At 33.3% G+C, this 17,382-nt stretch carries 19 protein-coding genes; 12 read left to right on the plus strand and 7 right to left on the minus strand.

Annotated elements, in window-relative coordinates; all coding sequences use genetic code 11:
• Positions 1 to 15 precede the first annotated feature (15 nt).
• The 10 genes from N7277_RS07425 to N7277_RS07470 all read left to right on the plus strand — a co-directional run bounded on the left by N7277_RS07425 (position 16) and on the right by N7277_RS07470 (position 7,996).
• On the plus strand, positions 16 to 279 hold the full coding sequence (locus N7277_RS07425; protein ID WP_274778942.1) for an AtpZ/AtpI family protein: 264 nt from the start codon (positions 16 to 18) through the stop codon (positions 277 to 279).
• 5 nt (positions 280 to 284) lie between these two features.
• Positions 285 to 656: a hypothetical protein gene (locus N7277_RS07430; RefSeq protein WP_274778943.1), complete on the plus strand. Its 372-nt coding sequence runs from the start codon at positions 285 to 287 to the stop codon at positions 654 to 656.
• Between the two features lie 64 nt (positions 657 to 720).
• Complete coding sequence (gene atpB, locus N7277_RS07435) at positions 721 to 1,881, plus strand: F0F1 ATP synthase subunit A (RefSeq protein WP_274778944.1); 1,161 nt, start codon at positions 721 to 723, stop codon at positions 1,879 to 1,881.
• Between the two features lie 60 nt (positions 1,882 to 1,941).
• Positions 1,942 to 2,136, plus strand: a complete 195-nt coding sequence (gene atpE, locus N7277_RS07440) for an ATP synthase F0 subunit C (protein ID WP_012782425.1) — start codon at positions 1,942 to 1,944, stop codon at positions 2,134 to 2,136.
• Between the two features lie 85 nt (positions 2,137 to 2,221).
• The gene (locus N7277_RS07445; protein WP_069796933.1) at positions 2,222 to 2,719 is read left to right on the plus strand and encodes a F0F1 ATP synthase subunit B; all 498 of its coding nucleotides are present in this window, start codon (positions 2,222 to 2,224) and stop codon (positions 2,717 to 2,719) included.
• Position 2,720: 1 nt separating this feature from the next.
• Positions 2,721 to 3,260 (plus strand): ATP synthase F1 subunit delta, encoded by a 540-nt coding sequence (atpH, locus tag N7277_RS07450; RefSeq protein ID WP_274778945.1) that lies wholly within the window; start codon positions 2,721 to 2,723, stop codon positions 3,258 to 3,260.
• A gap of 16 nt (positions 3,261 to 3,276) precedes the next feature.
• Positions 3,277 to 4,854 (plus strand): F0F1 ATP synthase subunit alpha, encoded by a 1,578-nt coding sequence (gene atpA, locus N7277_RS07455; protein WP_274778946.1) that lies wholly within the window; start codon positions 3,277 to 3,279, stop codon positions 4,852 to 4,854.
• Between the two features lie 72 nt (positions 4,855 to 4,926).
• Positions 4,927 to 5,784, plus strand: coding sequence for an ATP synthase F1 subunit gamma (gene atpG, locus N7277_RS07460; RefSeq protein WP_274778947.1), 858 nt, complete (start codon positions 4,927 to 4,929; stop codon positions 5,782 to 5,784).
• A gap of 540 nt (positions 5,785 to 6,324) precedes the next feature.
• Positions 6,325 to 7,668, plus strand: a complete 1,344-nt coding sequence (locus tag N7277_RS07465; RefSeq protein WP_274778948.1) for a hemolysin family protein — start codon at positions 6,325 to 6,327, stop codon at positions 7,666 to 7,668.
• Positions 7,669 to 7,708: 40 nt separating this feature from the next.
• On the plus strand, positions 7,709 to 7,996 hold the full coding sequence (locus tag N7277_RS07470) for an ATP-dependent Clp protease adaptor ClpS (protein ID WP_274778949.1): 288 nt from the start codon (positions 7,709 to 7,711) through the stop codon (positions 7,994 to 7,996).
• Positions 7,997 to 8,035: 39 nt separating this feature from the next.
• Here the strand turns inward: N7277_RS07470 and N7277_RS07475 are convergent, their stop codons facing one another.
• From N7277_RS07475 to tamL, 3 genes are read right to left on the minus strand one after another with little or no spacing between them, the layout of a single operon-like run.
• Positions 8,036 to 8,737 carry a hypothetical protein gene (locus N7277_RS07475; RefSeq protein ID WP_274778950.1) on the minus strand — a complete coding sequence of 234 codons (702 nt, stop codon included), beginning with the start codon at positions 8,735 to 8,737 and terminating at the stop codon, positions 8,036 to 8,038.
• A gap of 21 nt (positions 8,738 to 8,758) precedes the next feature.
• A complete protein-coding gene (locus tag N7277_RS07480; RefSeq protein ID WP_274778951.1) occupies positions 8,759 to 10,960 on the minus strand; it encodes a M20/M25/M40 family metallo-hydrolase in 2,202 nt (733 codons plus the stop codon).
• 10 nt (positions 10,961 to 10,970) lie between these two features.
• The gene (tamL, locus tag N7277_RS07485) at positions 10,971 to 13,532 is read right to left on the minus strand and encodes a translocation and assembly module lipoprotein TamL (protein WP_274778952.1); all 2,562 of its coding nucleotides are present in this window, start codon (positions 13,530 to 13,532) and stop codon (positions 10,971 to 10,973) included.
• Here tamL and N7277_RS07490 point away from each other — a divergent pair.
• Both N7277_RS07490 and N7277_RS07495 read left to right on the plus strand, forming a co-directional pair.
• Positions 13,518 to 14,246, plus strand: coding sequence for a TrmH family RNA methyltransferase (locus N7277_RS07490; protein ID WP_274778953.1), 729 nt, complete (start codon positions 13,518 to 13,520; stop codon positions 14,244 to 14,246). The genes tamL and N7277_RS07490 overlap by 15 nt on opposite strands.
• A gap of 71 nt (positions 14,247 to 14,317) precedes the next feature.
• On the plus strand, positions 14,318 to 15,247 hold the full coding sequence (locus tag N7277_RS07495; protein WP_274778954.1) for a diacylglycerol/lipid kinase family protein: 930 nt from the start codon (positions 14,318 to 14,320) through the stop codon (positions 15,245 to 15,247).
• A gap of 9 nt (positions 15,248 to 15,256) precedes the next feature.
• Here N7277_RS07495 and N7277_RS07500 read toward each other — a convergent pair whose 3' ends face one another.
• From N7277_RS07500 to cmk, 4 genes are all read right to left on the minus strand, one after another.
• Positions 15,257 to 15,760: a phosphoribosyl-ATP pyrophosphatase gene (locus tag N7277_RS07500; protein ID WP_274778955.1), complete on the minus strand. Its 504-nt coding sequence runs from the start codon at positions 15,758 to 15,760 to the stop codon at positions 15,257 to 15,259.
• 11 nt (positions 15,761 to 15,771) lie between these two features.
• Positions 15,772 to 16,083, minus strand: a complete 312-nt coding sequence (locus tag N7277_RS07505) for a phage holin family protein (protein WP_069796910.1) — start codon at positions 16,081 to 16,083, stop codon at positions 15,772 to 15,774.
• An 81-nt stretch (positions 16,084 to 16,164) separates the two neighbouring features.
• The gene (locus N7277_RS07510; protein ID WP_274778956.1) at positions 16,165 to 16,509 is read right to left on the minus strand and encodes a YtxH domain-containing protein; all 345 of its coding nucleotides are present in this window, start codon (positions 16,507 to 16,509) and stop codon (positions 16,165 to 16,167) included.
• Between the two features lie 123 nt (positions 16,510 to 16,632).
• Positions 16,633 to 17,307 (minus strand): (d)CMP kinase, encoded by a 675-nt coding sequence (cmk, locus tag N7277_RS07515; RefSeq protein ID WP_274778957.1) that lies wholly within the window; start codon positions 17,305 to 17,307, stop codon positions 16,633 to 16,635.
• Between the last annotated feature and the right edge of the window lie 75 nt (positions 17,308 to 17,382).

The raw sequence follows: 17,382 nt of genomic DNA on the forward strand, positions 1-17,382 counted from the left end.
ACCAAATTAAAAACAATGGCTCTAGAAGACCCAAATGCTCCGAAAACCCCTGAAGAACAACAGGAAGAGTACAAAAAAAATCCCATGCGCTTGTACGGAATTTATTCTTCCATCGTGTTTCAGATGTTGGCCATCATTGCTTTAGGATTTTGGGGTGGAAAGAAAATTAATGATTATCTAGAATTGCCTAATGATTTATTAACCGTTGCCATCGGATTAGCAGGATTAGGATTAGCCTTGTACAGTACATTAAAACAATTAGAAAACATAAACAAATAATACGCATGAAACAGTCTACCTCTTGGTTATACATTGTTCTATTTATTCTGGTCTTTTTTTTACATTTTGCGATATGGCAACTTTATGTAAATGACTTTCAAGTCATATTTATTCGCTATTATCTTTTCTTAACCATTTTATTTATGATGGTCATCACCATTATGTCTATTGTGAAAAAGATTTATCCCGAGTATATCGGTTTTACTTTTATGGGGCTCATGCTCTTTAAGTTGAGCATTATGTTCTTGGTAATGAATAAATTACAGTTGTCTGAGGTGCCGTATCACAAGTATCATTTTATACCACCTTACCTTGTTTCACTACTATTAGAAACATTGTTCGCAATCGGTTTATTGAAAGAACAAAAAAATAACTAAATCATGCTTTGTTAATTTGTTTTTTTATCATATTTTTGCAAAACTTTTAAAATAACATAAATCAATGCTGAAAAGAGGAGTTTTATTAATCGGTTTTTTATCTACATTTTCACTTTCTTTGGCGCAACACCATGAGGCTGCAGCAGAAACTAAACCTGCTACAGAAACTAAAGTTGTAAGTGCTGAAGAAGCAGAAAAAGAACAAATAAAGAAAGAGAATAAGGAGTTTATAGACCATCACTTGTTAGATGCTCACAGCTTTGATATTATGGTGGAAAAGAAAGCTGACGGTACAGAACACCACATCGGTTTCCCACTTCCTGTTATTTTCTATGATGAAGCAAACGGTCTTCATGCATTTATGAGTTCAGAATTTCACCACGGTAAAGAAATGAAAGATGCTCATGGCAAAAAATACAATGTAGTAGAAAGCAATGGTGCAAACTACGCTCTTTACCACGAAAAAATTGTGAAAACTGATGCTTCTGGTGTGATTACTTTAGATGACCATGGTCACGCTACCAATGCAAAAGTTTTAGACTTATCTATCACTAAAAGTGTTTTAATGATTTTATTCGCATCGTTATTGATGATTGTAATTTTCGGTTCTATGGCTAGAAATTATAAAAAATCACCAATTCCTACAGGTGCAGGTAAATTATTTGAACCATTAGTAATCTTCATCAGAGATGAGATTGCTATCCCAAACATCGGAGCGAAATATCACAAATATATTTCTTACTTATTGACTATTTTCTTCTTTATTTTATTCCTAAATGTATTTGGTTTATTGCCTTTCGGGATTAATGTAACAGGGAATTTAGCCATTACAGCTGCTTTAGCAATTTTTACCTTTATTATTACGCAGTTTACTGCAAACAGAAACTATTGGCAACACATCTTCTGGATGCCAGGTTTACCGTTCTTAATGAAATTGGTAATGATTCCTATCGAATTAATCGGGATGGTAATTAAGCCGTTTGCATTGTTAATACGTCTCTTTGCAAACATGTCAGCAGGTCACATAGTAATTATGTCATTAATTGCGATGATTTATTACTTCCAAAATGTAATTGCAGGCGTTGCATTCCCATTCTTAACATTTGTATTGTATTTATTAGAGATATTAGTAGCATTTTTACAAGCTTATATCTTCACCATGCTATCTGCGGTTTACTTCGGTATGGCAAATGAAGAGCACCACCACGAAGAAGCTCATCACTAATCAATAGAAGACTTTGTAAAAGCGTAATTAAACAGAAACTAATTTTTAAAATTATATATTATGGAAATTCCAAAACTAGTAGGTGCAGGTTTAGTAGTAATCGGAGCAGGTTTAGGTATCGGTAAAATCGGTGCTGCTGCTTTAGAAGGTATGGCTCGTCAGCCAGAACAAGCTGGTAAATTACAAACTGCAATGCTTATTGCTGCTGCACTAGTTGAAGGTCTTGCATTTGCTGCATTATTTGCTGTAAACTAAGACTCAAAAAAATAGCACTCCCCCGTAACGGTTGGTTACGGGAAGTGTTTTTAAAAATTAAATAAAAAAAATATATAAAAATCTTATGGGATTATTAGAGAATTTTTCGTCAGGTTTGTTCATCATTCAGTCAGTTATTTTCTTGATACTTCTTTTCGTGTTAGGAAAATTTGCATGGAAACCTATCCTTACTGCTTTAAATGAGAGAGAAGTTTCTATTCAAGACGCTATTAACCAAGCTAAATTGGCTAAAGAAGAAGTTGCAAATCTTAAAGCAGACAATGAGAGAATCATCCGCGAAGCTAAAGCTGAACGTGATGCCATCTTAAAAGAAGCGCGAGAGTTAAAAGACAAAATCGTAGGTGAAGCAAAAGATCTTGCAAAATCTGAAGGAGACAAAATGATTGAACAAGCAAAACAATCAATCAATGCTGAAAAAAATGCAGCAATGGCTGATATCAAAAATCAAATAGGTTCTCTTTCTGTAGAAATTGCGGAAACCATTCTAAAACAAAAATTAGATAACGCTGATGCTCATAACGCATTAGTTGAAAAAATCATTAATAAATCTAACTTAAATTAATATGCTAACCTCTAAAGTAGCGAAAAGATATGCACAAGGTTTACTAGACTTTACTCAAGAGTCTGGTAACACGGCTTCTATTTTTTCGGAAATGAAAGATGTGGTAAAGATTTTTAATGATTCTAAGGAATTAAAGAACTTCTTTGCTTCGCCAATCATAGACGCTAAAAAGAAAACCAAAGCTGCCTTAGAAATCTTTGCTCAGTTTTCACAGTTAAGTAAGAATCTCATTACTTTGGTGATTAAACAAGGTAGAGAAAGTCATCTTCAAGATATAGCTCAAGAGTTTATCAATAAAGTAGAAGACTTACAAGGCGTACAGAGAGTTACCTTAACAGTAGCTTCTGAACTTTCTCAGAAAAATGTAGAAGACATTGTAAAATCTTCATCTTTAGTAGACCATACTAAAAACTACGACTTAAAAGTGGTAGTAAACCCTGAAATTATTGGCGGTTATATCTTAAGAGTAGGAGACCAACAGGTAGACACTTCGGTAAGAACCAAACTAAGCCAAGTGAAAAAAGAATTTCAATTAAATTAAGTTAAAAAACCATAAAATGGCAGAAATAAATCCGGCTGAAGTTTCAGCAATTTTAAAACAACAGTTAGCCAACTTTGATACACAAGCAAGTGTAGAAGAGGTAGGTACAGTATTACAAATTGGAGATGGTATCGCTCTAGTTTACGGTTTAGAAAATGTACAATACGGTGAATTGGTAAAATTCGAATCAGGAATTGAAGGTATTGTATTAAACCTTGCAGAAGACAATGTAGGTGTTGCGCTTCTTGGGGAATCTAAAAGAGTAAAAGAAGGAGATACCGTAAGAAGAACAGAAAGAATCTCTTCTATTAGAGTAGGAGAAGGTATGTTAGGTAGAGTAGTAGATACTTTAGGTAACCCTATCGATGGTAAAGGTCCTATCACTGGTGATCTTTATGAAATGCCATTAGAAAGAAAAGCTCCAGGGGTAATTTTCCGTCAACCGGTAAATGAACCACTTCAGACAGGTATCGTAGCGATTGACTCTATGATTCCAATCGGAAGAGGACAAAGAGAGCTTATCATCGGAGATAGACAAACAGGTAAAACTACCGTTGCTATCGACACTATTTTGAACCAAAAAGAATTTTATGATGCTGGTGAGCCTGTATTCTGTATCTACGTTGCTGTAGGTCAAAAAGGTTCTACTGTAGCACAAATCGTAAAAACTTTAGAAGATAAAGGAGCTTTAGCTTACACAGTAGTTGTAGCAGCAAATGCTTCAGACCCTTCTCCAATGCAGGTATATGCGCCAATGGCTGGAGCTGCTATCGGAGAATATTTCAGAGACACTGGTAGACCAGCATTAATTGTTTATGATGATTTATCTAAACAAGCGGTAGCTTACCGTGAGCTTTCTCTATTATTAAGAAGACCACCAGGCCGTGAAGCATATCCTGGAGACGTTTTCTACCTTCACTCAAGATTATTAGAAAGAGCTGCTAAAGTAATCAAAGACGATACTATCGCTGCTCAAATGAATGATTTACCAGAATCATTAAAAGATAAAGTGAAAGGAGGTGGTTCATTAACGGCTCTTCCAATTATCGAAACACAAGCAGGTGACGTATCAGCATATATTCCTACCAACGTAATTTCTATTACAGACGGACAGATCTTCTTAGAGTCAGATTTATTCAACTCTGGGGTTAGACCAGCTATTAACGTAGGTATTTCTGTATCTAGAGTAGGAGGTAACGCTCAGATTAAGTCTATGAAAAAAGTTTCTGGTACATTGAAACTTGACCAAGCACAGTACAAAGAATTAGAAGCTTTTGCTAAATTTGGTTCTGACTTAGATGCTGCTACTATGGCGGTAATCGCAAAAGGAGAAAGAAACGTAGAAATTCTTAAGCAACCAGTAAACTCTCCACTACCTGTAGAATCACAAGTAGCGATGATTTACGCAGGAACTGAAAACTTATTAAGAAACGTTCCTGTAAGAAACGTAAGAGAATTCCAAGTAGAATACGTAGACTTCTTAAAAAACAAACACCCAGAAGTAATGGCTGCTCTTAAATCTGGTAAGATTGATGACAGTTTAACTGGTGTTCTTAAGCAAGTAGCTACAGATTTAGCTTCTAAATACAACTAAAAAATCATTCAAAATTCCGAATTCAAGATTCTGATTTTGAATTCGGAATATTAAATTTTGAATCCATAAAATATGGCAAATTTAAAAGAAATTAGAGGAAGAATAACTTCTATTTCATCTACAATGCAGATTACGAGTGCGATGAAAATGGTTTCGGCTGCGAAACTAAAAAAAGCACAAGATGCGATTGTAATGTTAAGACCTTATTCTGAGAAACTTCAAGAAATCATTCAGAATGTGAGCGCAAGCTCTGATTCTGATAACGTTTCTTCTTTTGCACAAAAGAGAGAGGTGAAGAAAGTTTTGTACATCGCTATTACTTCTAATAGAGGTTTGGCTGGTGCTTTTAACTCATCTGTTATCAAAGAATTAAACCACAGAATTTCTAATTCTGCTGTAGAAGTAGAAGTGTTAACCATTGGTAAAAAAGTTTTTGATGCAGTAAAGAAAAACAGAACAGTATATGATAACCAAAGTGCCATCTTTGATCATATGAGTTTTGAAAAAGTATCAAAAGTTACTTCTGCCGTGATGAAGGATTTCAGTCAAGGAAAATTTGATGAAGTACATCTAATTTATAATAAATTTTTAAATGCTGCTAATCAAGAAGTAAAAACTGAGCAGTTATTACCAATATCAATGCCGGAAACTGATGGTAATGCAAACAGTGATTATATTTTTGAACCAAACAGAAACGAGATTTTGGAAAGCCTAATTCCTAAATCTATTAAAACGCAAGTGTACAAAGCAGTGCTAGATTCTATCGCATCTGAACATGGAGCGAGAATGACAGCGATGCACAAAGCTACTGATAACGCACAGGCACTTAAAAATGATTTGGTAATTTTTTATAATAAAGCGCGTCAGGCTGCTATTACCAATGAAATTTTAGAAATCGTTTCTGGTGCAGAAGCACTTAAAAATAGCTAAGAGATATTTCTTTTATACGATAAATGAAAGGGCGTCAACTCAGGTTGATGCCCTTTTTTATATTTTAGAAATGATTTGTACATTTTAAGAGTTCACTTTAATGGATAAAATTCCGCGATAAATGCTTAATTTTGAATAGTTTCATGAAAATTCTTTGTGCTATAAGACAAAGAGTTATAAATGAAAAAATAAAATACGTAATTAAGCGTATTGTGAATCATCACGTTAAGGGTTAATTTTGGAGTGTAGATTTAAAGAAAGTAATTCCCCTAGAGGTAATAAAAGAGAAATAAATCGTTTTAAATTTGCACCATAATGACCCAAAAAAACACAAATGATGATAAATTTTCTACTGCAGTTTAAATATTTGGTTATTATGGGACTGCAGTAGAAATTTTTTTTAACGGAAGTAGTAATTTTCTTCATATTTCGATTTTTAGACCAAAAAAAGGGTGCGTTTACGTACCCTTTTTTATTAACCTTTCATATCAAAAATAATCATATATTTGCATAGATTAATCAATTCACAATTTTTTATAAATGGATTACGATAGTGTCGTCAAACTTCTTATTGCATTATTACTCGTATTATTAAACGGATTTTTCGTAGCGGCGGAATTTTCAATCGTTAAGGTTCGTTATTCTCAAATTCAGCTAAAAGCAGCTGAAGGCAACAAAATGGCTAAACAAGCCGAACATATCATTAAACATTTAGATGCTTATTTATCAGCTACACAGTTAGGGATTACTTTAGCTTCGTTAGCATTAGGTTGGGTAGGAGAAAGCGCTCTGGAACATGTTTTCCATGGCATATTTACTTACTTCAATGTCAGCATTGCTCCTGCTATGATTACTACGGTTTCAGTTATAGCAAGCTTCCTTATTATTACCATTATGCACATTGTTTTTGGTGAATTAGTACCTAAATCTATTGCGATTAGAAAATCAGAAGCCACTACATTATTTATTTCTGCACCGCTTAGACTTTTCTATAACATATTCAAACCATTTATTTGGTTAATGAATTTATTCTCTAATGCTTTCTTAAAATTGATAGGTATTCACCCTGTTTCTGAGCATGATATTCACTCTTCTGAAGAATTACAGTTATTGGTAAAACAATCTGCAGACAGTGGAGAAATAGAAGAAGAAAACTACGAAATCATTAAAAATGCTTTTGATTTTACAGATCACACAGCAAAACAAGTGATGGTGCCTCGTCAAAACATTATTTCTATTGATATAGAAGATGATAAAGAAGAAATTTTAAAACAAATCATTGATTGCGGATACTCTAGAATTCCAGTTTTTGAAAACTCTATTGATAACATCATCGGGCTTTTCTATACTAAGGAAATCATGAGAGAATATATCAAAAACAAAGATCTTGATTTAAGAGAGTTTTTGAGAGAAGCATTCTTCGTAGTAGGAAGTAAAAAGATTTCAGATTTATTGAATGTTTTTCAGCAAAAGAAACAGCATTTAGCAATCGTTATCGATGAATTCGGAGGTACAGAAGGTATTCTTACTTTAGAAGATATTTTAGAAGAATTGGTAGGTGAAATTCAAGATGAAGAGGATGATGAAGATAAAATAGTTGATAAAGTAGGCGAAAACGTTTTCTGGGTAAAAGCGACTCAACCTTTAGAAGAAATCAACGAACACTTACCGAAGGAACTTTCGGAAGTGGGAGAATATAATACTTTAGCTGGATTTATTCTGCATCAATTAGAAGATATTCCAGAAGAAAATCAGGAGTTTGATATTGATGATTATCATTTCAAAATTTTGAAAATGAATAATAAGTCGGTAGAATTGGTAGAATTGGTGTACGAACCCAAAGATATTGTAGATGATTTAACCGAAGAAATTGGCGAAATCTAAAGATTTTTTAATCTTTAATACTTTAATTCTTAATTAATAAATGAAATTTTACGATAATCCTCAAAGAGAATATCAAGAAGAAGTAGCGTTTCTAGAACAGGAAGATGAAGTCTATAAATTAGTGCTGCATAATGATGATGTAAACACTTTTGATTTCGTGATAGAGTGTTTAATCGAAATTTGTAAACATACGCTAGAACAAGCCGAACAATGCACCATTTTGGTACATTACAAAGGCAAATGCACGGTGAAAACTGGTAGTATGGAACTTCTGAAACCCATGCATGAAAAATTAATTTCCAGAGGTCTTACTTCTGAGATAGTATAAATAAAAAAACTCGCTGAAAAGCGAGTTTTTTTGTCTGAATTAAATATTAACCTTTTTTACTTTACAAATATAGTAAGGTACAGGTTCAAAGTAATTGTCGTTTTCAAGAAAATGTCTTAATTCTTTTGAATTTTTAATTTCATCAAACAATTTATATTCATTAAGATTCAAATTGAATTTTTGTTCTAAGATAGAGCTCATATCATTACAATGAAAACTATGAAATGAGCCATCGCATTCAACACCAATTATATCATAACCGAGTAATGTTTCATCATTTTTTTCATGAGTCTTTTTTAATAAGTTATTTCTTAAGCAAAAATTACCATTATTATAATTATAGTCATTGTTATGAAAATTTTCCCTAAAATCATCAATTAAAAGATTGGTGTCTATTTCCGAAAAGTTAATACTATATATTTCTAAGTCATTAGTTTTAATTAAAAACTTGTTTTTAAATTCTTTAGCGTATTCTAAATTTGGAAATAAATTTGGGATATTATCAAAATTTTCATTAGTCCATTGTTGAATTTCTTTAATCTTATTTTCATCAAGATTTAAAACTGCTTTTTCTTCATCTGATAAATTCTCAGTTGTCCAAGATTGACACCAACTATCAAAAACAGAAAAATTAATACAGCTACTACAAGTATGAACTATTTCACCTTTTAAATTCCCATATTTTAAAGGCTTTAATTTTATAATTTGATATCCTCCTAAATAATATTGGACTTCATTCATGAAATTAATTTTTTCAGAAAACTAAAACTTCACCTTAAAAATTTTAGTTTCTCCATTTCTAATCACGGTAACGTCTTTTTCGTCTCCAGCATTAAGTTTTGATAAACAGTCCATGTAAGAATAAACTTCTGTGATTTTGCAATCTCCAATTTGGGTAAGAATATCTCCAGACTGAATTCCAGCAACTGCAGCAGGTCTGTTATCAGTAACTCCGTCAATGTGCAAACCATCTTTGGAATCGCCATAACTTGGCATAATTCCCAGTGTTACTTTATATTTTGGGACAGACTTGGTAGAAGAGGTTTTGGTCTTCGTAAACGGAATTTCAGATTTCTGAGAAAGTTCATTCGCAATGCCAAAAACATATTGGGTGATGGTTTTTACGCCATCGAAATTTATTTTATCACTGTCATCACTTGGTTTGTGATAGTCAGCATGCGTTCCCGTAAATAAAAATAAAACAGGAATATCTTTCAGATAGAAGCTGGTGTGATCAGAAGGACCAACTCCAGATTCATCAAGTGTAATATTATATCCTGCAGGTTTCACTTTTTTCACCAAATCTGGGAAAATAGGAGAGGAACCTACACCTCCTACGGTAAGGTTTTTATCTTTGTCTAATCTTCCTACCATATCCATGTTAATCATGGTGACTACATTAGGATATTGAAATTTTACATTTTCTGCGAATTTTTTAGAGCCAATCAGTCCGTCTTCTTCTGCAGAGAAAAGCACAAAAACGTAATTTACTTTTTCCTGAGTCTTATTTTTGGCAAAAATTCTCGCCAATTCCATCACTGCCGAAACGCCAGAAGCGTTATCATCTGCACCATTGTGAATTTGTCCGTCAGAATTCATCAGCGTAGATTGATGATGTTGGTTCAATCCTAAATGGTCGTAATGTGCACCAATGACAATCGTTTTAGCGGCTTTATTGTCTAAATATCCTATCACGTTGGTTCCTTTACTTTGGGTAGAAGAATTTTCATCGTGTGGATTTAGTTTAATGGAATATTCAAACGGCTGTAAATGGGTTTTAAGTCCTAATTTTTTAAAATATTTTTGAATATAATTTGCAGCTTTTTGCTCGCCTTCACTTCCTGCTAATCTGCCTTGTAATTCATCACTAGCAAGATAAGTAAGATGATTTTTAAGTTGAGTTTCGTTTACATTTTCTGCTTCGTCTGTGTCTACCCAATCTGCGATGAAAACATTGGTTTCTCTCGGTTTAGACTGATTTCTATTGCTGCTGAAAACCAATTTTTTTCCGTCTTTGGAAAACATCGGAAATGCATTGAATTCACTTTCGTAGGTAATTTGTTTCAGATTTTTTCCTTCTAAATCAATAGTATATAACTGGAAATCATAACCTCTCGTAGAATGATGATTACTCGAAAAAATAATTTTCTTATCATTTGGAGTGAAATAAGGCGCCCAATTCGCTTTTCCAAGATGCGTAATTTGTTTTAAATCTGTTCCATCAGCATTGATGGTGTAGATTTCCATATTGGTAGGTGCAACTAGATTTTGAGCCAAATAATCTTTGTATTCTTTAATTTCTGCAACGGTTTTTGGTCGAGAAGCACGGAATACAATTTTTTTAGAATCATGAGAAAAAAACGCACCACCATCATATCCTAAACCGAACGTAAGTTGTTTCAGATTTTTCCCGTCAATATCCATAGTCCAGAGTTCTAAATCGCCAGTTCTGGTAGAAGTGAAAACAATTTTTTTACCGTCTGGAGAAACCACCGCTTCTGCATCATAACCAGGAACATCTGTCAATTTTTTAACAATTTTACCGCTCAAATCTGCCATATAAATGTCAAATTCTGGATAAATAGCCCAAAGATATTTTCCGTCTTTAGAAACAGGCGGAGCTGGACAAGCGTTGCTCGCTTCATGCGTAGATGCGTAGAGAATATGTTGGTTATCTGGCATAGAGAAAGAGCAGGTTGTTCTTCCTTTTCCTGTAGAAATTAATTGTAAATTATCAGATTTTTTAGAATAATCCTTAGATAAATCATAGGTAAAAATCTGGTCACATTCTGCTCCCAAATTTTTATTGGTGACTTGCATGGTCAGAAATTTTCCATTGGGAGAGAAGTACGCCTCGGCATTATCTCCACCATCAGTCAATTGCTGAATGTTTCTAAGATTTCTTTCTTGTGAAAATAAGAAAACACTGTTAAGTAGTGCAAGAATGATTAAATTTTTCTTCATATGCGTTTTTTTAGAAAGGATAACCAATCGAGAAGTTGAAGGTTGGTTTAAATGGTTTTATTTTGTCAAAAACCCATCTTTCGCCTTTTGGCTGATTTGGGTCGTGTAATTTATAGGCTAAATCTATTCTTACCGTAATATATGCCACATGCATTCTCAATCCGAAACCAGAACCTAGCCCCATTTGAGAAATAAATTTATTGAACTTAAATTCATCGCCAATTCCTGAATCTTTGGTGCTCCAAATGTTTCCAGCATCTGCAAAAACAGCACCTTCAAACATGTCATTAAATGGATATCGGTATTCTATGTTAGTGGTAAGTTTTACGTTATCCATCATATAAGCTCTTACTTTTTGGTCAATTTGTGTGTCCGCAGGACCTAATCCGCCAAAAGCAATCCAAGCCCTGATATCATTACTTCCTCCATTGAAATAAGAACGTATAAATGGCATGTTGCTAGAATTTCCATAAGGAATTCCTACGCCTATGAATTGTCTTACAATGAACTGTGATTTGTTTTTGAAAGTGAAATATTTTCTCGCATCAATATCGAATTTTACAAACTGAGAAATCGGAATTCCGAAAATTGTTTTGCTATTAGTCAAAACCCCAGAATCGGTATTGTTTTTACTGAAAATACTCAATAAATTCCCAGCCAATTCTACTTTAGCATCTAGAAAGAATGGGTTTTGATAGCCTTTTTTTCCAATTTCATTATAGATATAGTTATAAGCCAAAGAATTGATAAGTACGTCTTGTGTTAATCGGTCTTTTTTAATGGTAGACTGTCTGAAATTGAGCAATAAATCTAAACCACTTGACGAAAGACTATTCGCAAAACCTGTATCATTAAGCAGTAATCTAGATTTGGCTTCGGTGTCTAAATTAATAGCACTCGGATTATAGATGTCATAAAGATTAAAAATTCCGTCTTTAATGTTTCCTTCCGTTTTGAATAAATCATAATATTTATCCTTATTTCGAGTAAATGAAAACTGCGTATTAAAAACGGATAATCGGTGAGAAATCACTTCATTCACCGTGATAAAATAATTTAATCCAGCGTTTACGTTGATTCTATCCATCCCAATATTGTTCTGTACCGAAGCTCCTAAATTCACAGTAGAAACAGGCGAATATTTATTTGGGACAAATTTTTCGGTGTTAAAAGGCAGGAGCAATCTAGGGAAATTTAACCCAAATTGCAGTGAATATTCAGAAGCGTTAAACAACGCGTTTGGATGTTTCTCATCGTAAACGGTACCAAAGGTTCCAGAAACACTTCCAGTGAAGTTTTCGGCACCACCAAAAATATTTCTAGTTGTCAATTCGGCAGAAGGAGAAAACCCTAATTTCAAAATTTGAGAATAATGTAAATCTAGCGCCGTTTTAAAATTATATTTCGGTAACGGAATGAGCTTGTATTTTACATTGATAATCGTATCATTTGGATTGCTATATTTATCTGGAGAAGCTTTATAACTGGCAATGCTGAAATTATTAAGCGCTAAGAAATTTCTTTTGGTAAGGTCTAGGTTTTTTTGGTTGTAAATTTCACCTTTTTTAAGCGTAATAGGTCTCCAAAGTGCTTTTACATTATATTGCCCGTCTATTCTTTTGATAGTGGCATTTTCGTATTCTTTTACGTCTACATTGGCCGTGTCAGTAAGTTTTTCTAAATATTGAATTTCTACGTTGCCAATGGTGTATTGTTTATAGGGTGTTTTCAGTGTATCTTTCAAAATATCCATGGTGAGTGGAACTTGCTTTCTGCTTTGCAAAGTGTCTGCCGTAAAATAAATTTCGCCACCATCTCTATTGAAGCTATAATAACCCCTTTCTTGCATGATTTCGGTAATTCTTTTTACCTCGTCTTCTAATTTTTCTTGGTCTAAAACAGCTCCTGATTTTACTTTAGATTCTGTAATTTTTTCTTCGTAAATATTTCGGATGTTTTCGTAGGGAATATTGTAGTAATATCCGTTGATATAAGTAGGATCTTTGTACGTAATTTTGTAATTGGCTTGTGCTTTTTTTGCTGCAGAATCTAGTTTATGAGAAAAATCTACATGAGCGTCCCAAAATCCTTTATATACCAAGAATTTCTTAATAGAATTTGCACTTGTTTCGGTTTTTCCCTGCTCTAAGATAATAGGAGGTTTCCCTAAAGAATGCCAAACTCTGTTCCAAAACAAACTATTGCCCTTCAATTCTGGATGGTTGTATTTTAGATAAAGAGAATCTCTCAGTTTTTGATTTCTCATTTGTCTCGGAAATGTTTGGTACTCGTTTAGAATGCTGTCATATTTTGCATTCGCCATATTATAAATCCATAATCGAGTAGGGAATAAATAGAGGCCTTTTTTATTGGGTTTTTGACTTACAAAATCTGGAATTCTATCGTTGAAATCCTTTCGGTCTACATATTCAAAATTATTTTTGGTCAATAAATACTCACCATTCGGAACTTTCTTGGTACTATTACAAGCGTAAAGAAACCAAACGAGGATTGCAAAAGAAAAAAATATGTGGTATTTTTGAAAATATTTAAAAAAATGCTTACTGCTCATAAAATTAAAGTTTTTCAGTCGCTAGACAAAAAGAAGTTCAGACAAAAATACAATTTGTTTTTGGTTGAAGGTAACAAAATAATCCAAGAGTTGAAACATTCTTCTTATAAAATTCAAGAAATTTTTTCTATTCAACCCGAAGATTTATCCTTCCCAGAAACAGAGATTCATTCTATTACAGAACGTGAACTGAAGAAAATTAGTTTTCTGCAAACACCTAAAGATTCTGTAGCAGTAGTAGAATTGCCTTCTCCTAAAATACTAGAACAACAAAAAATACAGATTATTTTAGACGGAATTCAAGACCCGGGAAATCTAGGAACCATCATCAGATTAGCAGATTGGTTCGGAATTGAGCAGGTGATTTGCAGTCAAGACACCGTTGATGTTTACAATCCAAAAGTGATTCAGTCTACCAAAGGTTCTTTTGCCAGAATCAATTTGGTGTACACTGATTTAACCGAATATTTGCCTAAAGCTGAAGCAGTAAATATAGGAACAGACATGGTTGGAGAAAATATTTATCAGTTTGATTTTCCTGAAAAATTCAATCTTATTTTAGGGAATGAAGGAAACGGAATGCGACCAGAAGTAGAAAAATTAGTTTCCCAAAACATTACGATTCCACGATTCGGACCAAAACAATCTACAGAAAGCCTCAATGTTTCGATGGCGACAGGAATAATTTTAGGACAGATTTTTTCTAAAATTTAAGAATTAGGGATTAGAGATTAGTTTTGAGAAAAATGTTTATCTTTAAAAGCTAATCTAATCTTAACTTTTTTATGCCGAAAATCGCCTTTTTCATCAATCCTACCATTAGACATTTCAAGAAAATTGAAATCGATATTCAGCATCATTTTCTTAATCAAGACTATCAGTTTTTTATTTCAGAATATTCTGGGCATTTTTTAACCTTGCCAAAAAGAGCGGTGGAAGAAGATTTTACCCATTTTATTGCAGTTGGGGGAGATGGTACGCTCAATGAGATTGTGAATGGATTGATAGAAGCTTTTCGCACGGAAAATGGCTATGATTGGGATAGGATTTCACGAATAAAAATTGGAATTTTACCATCAGGAAGCGGAAATGATTTTATCAAAAATCTAGGTTATACAACCATAGACGAATTGCAATCGCTTATTGCAAAAGATTCCTCTGCGCTTGTAGATGTGGGTTTTGCAGAATTTCTGAACCGTGAAAAAGAAAAATCAGAGCGTTTTTTCATCAATGTTTCAGATGTAGGAATTGGAGGAGAAGTAGTTATCAGTAAAGAAAGATTGCCTTTGGTTTTTCCGGGCGAGGTGAATTATTTTATTGCCATTCTTTCTACTTTTTTGATGTACAAAAAGAAAACCATCAAGGTCACTGCCAAAGATTTTACTTGGCAAGGAAAAGTGCTGAATTATGTAGTAGCCAATGCCAAGTATTTCGGGAATTCTATAGGAATTGCGCCTCACGCAGAGATTTCTGATGGCGAATTTGCCATTACCAATGTAGGTGAAATTAGTTTGTTAGATTATTTTAGAAATATTGGAACTGCTAGAAAATGCAAAAAAATCAATGATCCACAAGTTTCTTATACTTCGGCTCAGGAAGTTTTCATTGAAAATGCAGATGGTTTGGCTTTAACCATTGATATGGATGGAGAATTTATAGGTTATGCACCGGTAAAATTCACTTGTTTCAAAGAAAAATTACGTTTTTTGAAGTAAAATTTAGATTTAAATAATTTCTTCTAAACTTTTTAAAACTTCACGTTCTTCGTATTCTTCTAATTTTTCCCTTAAAAATTTTAAAACCATGGGAGCCAAATAAATAAGCGCAATGCTGATTATTTTTTTCTTCCAACTGGTGTGATAGAGGTTTTTCTTCGCAAAATTGGTAACTACGGCTGCTAATCCTATTTTAATGGCGTTTTCGGCGATGCTTCCTACTACGTTTTGAGTATTGATACCTATTTTTTCTTCGCCGTATTCGTTGATTTTGGTTTTGATATAATTTTCTGAAGCGCCACCTGTTGCAAAACTCAATATTTCTGCAGGTTTCATATTTAATCGGTGTTCTCCGTTTTCGTCAGTTTTGTCTACTAAAAATTGGTCGGTGAATCCATGAGAGATCGCACTTAAACTTTCTTTAGGATTTTTAAATGCTGCGATATCTTCTAACTCAGCAATTTCTTTTCTTAAAGTTTCCTTGCGTTTTCTTAAGTCTTCTAAGTTTTTCATGTCATGGAATTTTAATCGTTAAACAGCATTTCTATTGCCTTATTGGTAATGATTTTTTTAATGTAGTTTCTCATTAAAAAGACCAATAAGATTAGCAATAAATAGAATCCTGCAAGAATGAGGAAGCCATAAGCAAAGTTGTGGAGCCAATTTCCTAAGAATAAACCTAAACTTACGTTTAACAAAAAGATAAAGAAAATGGCAAGTACAGAAATAATCATTACAGGTACTGAAACTCCAATGATTTTAAGAGATTTCTCGGTTGCATCTAGCTTTACGAGTTCTATTTTTTTTTCCGCGTAATCTTTAATGAGATCTATCATGGCAAATTTCTTTTTTAAATGTACAAAAAAAGGAACTTTTATGATAAGTTCCTTTATAAAATTTTATAAAAACTTTACAGATTATTTTAAAGCATCTAGCTCTGTTTCTACTTCTTTTACTACTTCCGAAGCTTTATTGGCTGCCGTATGTTTGTATTTTTCGTAGTTTTCTTTAACACTAGAAACTACTTTATCTAAGTTTTCTTTTGCTTTTTCTGATAAATGTCCGTATTCCGACTTTACTTTTTCAGATACTTTATCGTATTCGTCTAATGCTTGATCTTTTAAATCATTCGCTTTAGCTTTTAGTTTTTTTCTGGTTTCTTTACCTTCTTCTGGAGCGTAAAGCATTCCTAGAACTACACCTACTGCAGCACCTGCTAGAAGACCTGCAATAATTCCTGCTGTATTTTTACCTTTTCCCATTTTGTAATAATTTAGTGTTAATAATTTATTTTCATTTACCTCTTCATTCGCACAACTTCTATACCAAATATAAGGAAATTTTTCACAAATTTATGTTAAAATTGTATGAATAGATTCTATTTTTTATTTCGAAATATGTGATAGAATCAATGCTATGGTTTCTTCTTTGTTCAGTAAGGTATTGTCTATCAAGATGGCATCATCTGCTTTTTTCAGCGGAGCTACAGCTCTTTCGCTATCGATTTTATCTCTGGTTTTTAGGTTTTCGTAAACTTCTTCTCTAGAAATGTCTACGCCAGAATTTTGCAGTTCTAGATGTCTTCTTTTGGCTCTTTCTTCTGGACTGGCGGTGATGAAGAATTTATAATCTGCATCAGGTAGAATAACAGTTCCTATGTCTCTTCCGTCCATTATTACGCCACCTTTTTTAGCCAAATTTCGTTGAAAATCAAGTAAAAAAGCTCTTACTTCTGCTTGTTTTGCAATAAGACTTACATGGTCAGAAACTCTAGGTTCACGAATTTCTTTATCAATGTTTTTGCCATTGAGGAAAAGTTCTAAAACGCCATTGTTTAAAATAAATTCCAAATGAATTTGGTCAAATTTTTCAAAGAGTGACTTTATGTCTATTTCTTGGCTATCATTAAGACAGTTTTCTAAAGCGAAATAGGTAATTCCACGGTAGAGCGCACCTGTATCAATATGGATGAGGTCAAGTTTTTGGGCAATTATTTTAGAAATTGAACTTTTTCCGGTAGATGAAAATCCGTCAATAGCAATAACTGGTTTTTTGTTCATGCTACAAATTTCGTTAAAGTTTTTTGAATTTGAAAATGTTTTGAATGATGGATGCTAGATGATGGAAGTTATCGT

Origin of the sequence: Cloacibacterium sp. TD35, assembly GCF_028864635.1 — a bacterium.
Lineage (GTDB): Bacteria > Bacteroidota > Bacteroidia > Flavobacteriales > Weeksellaceae > Cloacibacterium.

Coding starts and splice junctions, on each gene's coding strand:
- N7277_RS07490 (WP_274778953.1), top strand. CDS start 13,518: ATGCTTACTGCTCATAAAATTAAAGTTTTTCAGTCGCTAGACAAAAAG.
- N7277_RS07465 (WP_274778948.1), top strand. CDS start 6,325: ATGGATTACGATAGTGTCGTCAAACTTCTTATTGCATTATTACTCGTA.
- atpG (WP_274778947.1), top strand. CDS start 4,927: ATGGCAAATTTAAAAGAAATTAGAGGAAGAATAACTTCTATTTCATCT.
- N7277_RS07495 (WP_274778954.1), top strand. CDS start 14,318: ATGCCGAAAATCGCCTTTTTCATCAATCCTACCATTAGACATTTCAAG.
- N7277_RS07510 (WP_274778956.1), bottom strand. CDS start 16,509: ATGGGAAAAGGTAAAAATACAGCAGGAATTATTGCAGGTCTTCTAGCA.
- cmk (WP_274778957.1), bottom strand. CDS start 17,307: ATGAACAAAAAACCAGTTATTGCTATTGACGGATTTTCATCTACCGGA.
- N7277_RS07475 (WP_274778950.1), bottom strand. CDS start 8,737: ATGAATGAAGTCCAATATTATTTAGGAGGATATCAAATTATAAAATTA.
- atpB (WP_274778944.1), top strand. CDS start 721: ATGCTGAAAAGAGGAGTTTTATTAATCGGTTTTTTATCTACATTTTCA.
- N7277_RS07500 (WP_274778955.1), bottom strand. CDS start 15,760: ATGAAAAACTTAGAAGACTTAAGAAAACGCAAGGAAACTTTAAGAAAA.
- N7277_RS07505 (WP_069796910.1), bottom strand. CDS start 16,083: ATGATAGATCTCATTAAAGATTACGCGGAAAAAAAAATAGAACTCGTA.
- N7277_RS07425 (WP_274778942.1), top strand. CDS start 16: ATGGCTCTAGAAGACCCAAATGCTCCGAAAACCCCTGAAGAACAACAG.
- N7277_RS07480 (WP_274778951.1), bottom strand. CDS start 10,960: ATGAAGAAAAATTTAATCATTCTTGCACTACTTAACAGTGTTTTCTTA.
- N7277_RS07445 (WP_069796933.1), top strand. CDS start 2,222: ATGGGATTATTAGAGAATTTTTCGTCAGGTTTGTTCATCATTCAGTCA.
- N7277_RS07470 (WP_274778949.1), top strand. CDS start 7,709: ATGAAATTTTACGATAATCCTCAAAGAGAATATCAAGAAGAAGTAGCG.
- atpA (WP_274778946.1), top strand. CDS start 3,277: ATGGCAGAAATAAATCCGGCTGAAGTTTCAGCAATTTTAAAACAACAG.
- atpE (WP_012782425.1), top strand. CDS start 1,942: ATGGAAATTCCAAAACTAGTAGGTGCAGGTTTAGTAGTAATCGGAGCA.
- tamL (WP_274778952.1), bottom strand. CDS start 13,532: ATGAGCAGTAAGCATTTTTTTAAATATTTTCAAAAATACCACATATTT.
- N7277_RS07430 (WP_274778943.1), top strand. CDS start 285: ATGAAACAGTCTACCTCTTGGTTATACATTGTTCTATTTATTCTGGTC.
- atpH (WP_274778945.1), top strand. CDS start 2,721: ATGCTAACCTCTAAAGTAGCGAAAAGATATGCACAAGGTTTACTAGAC.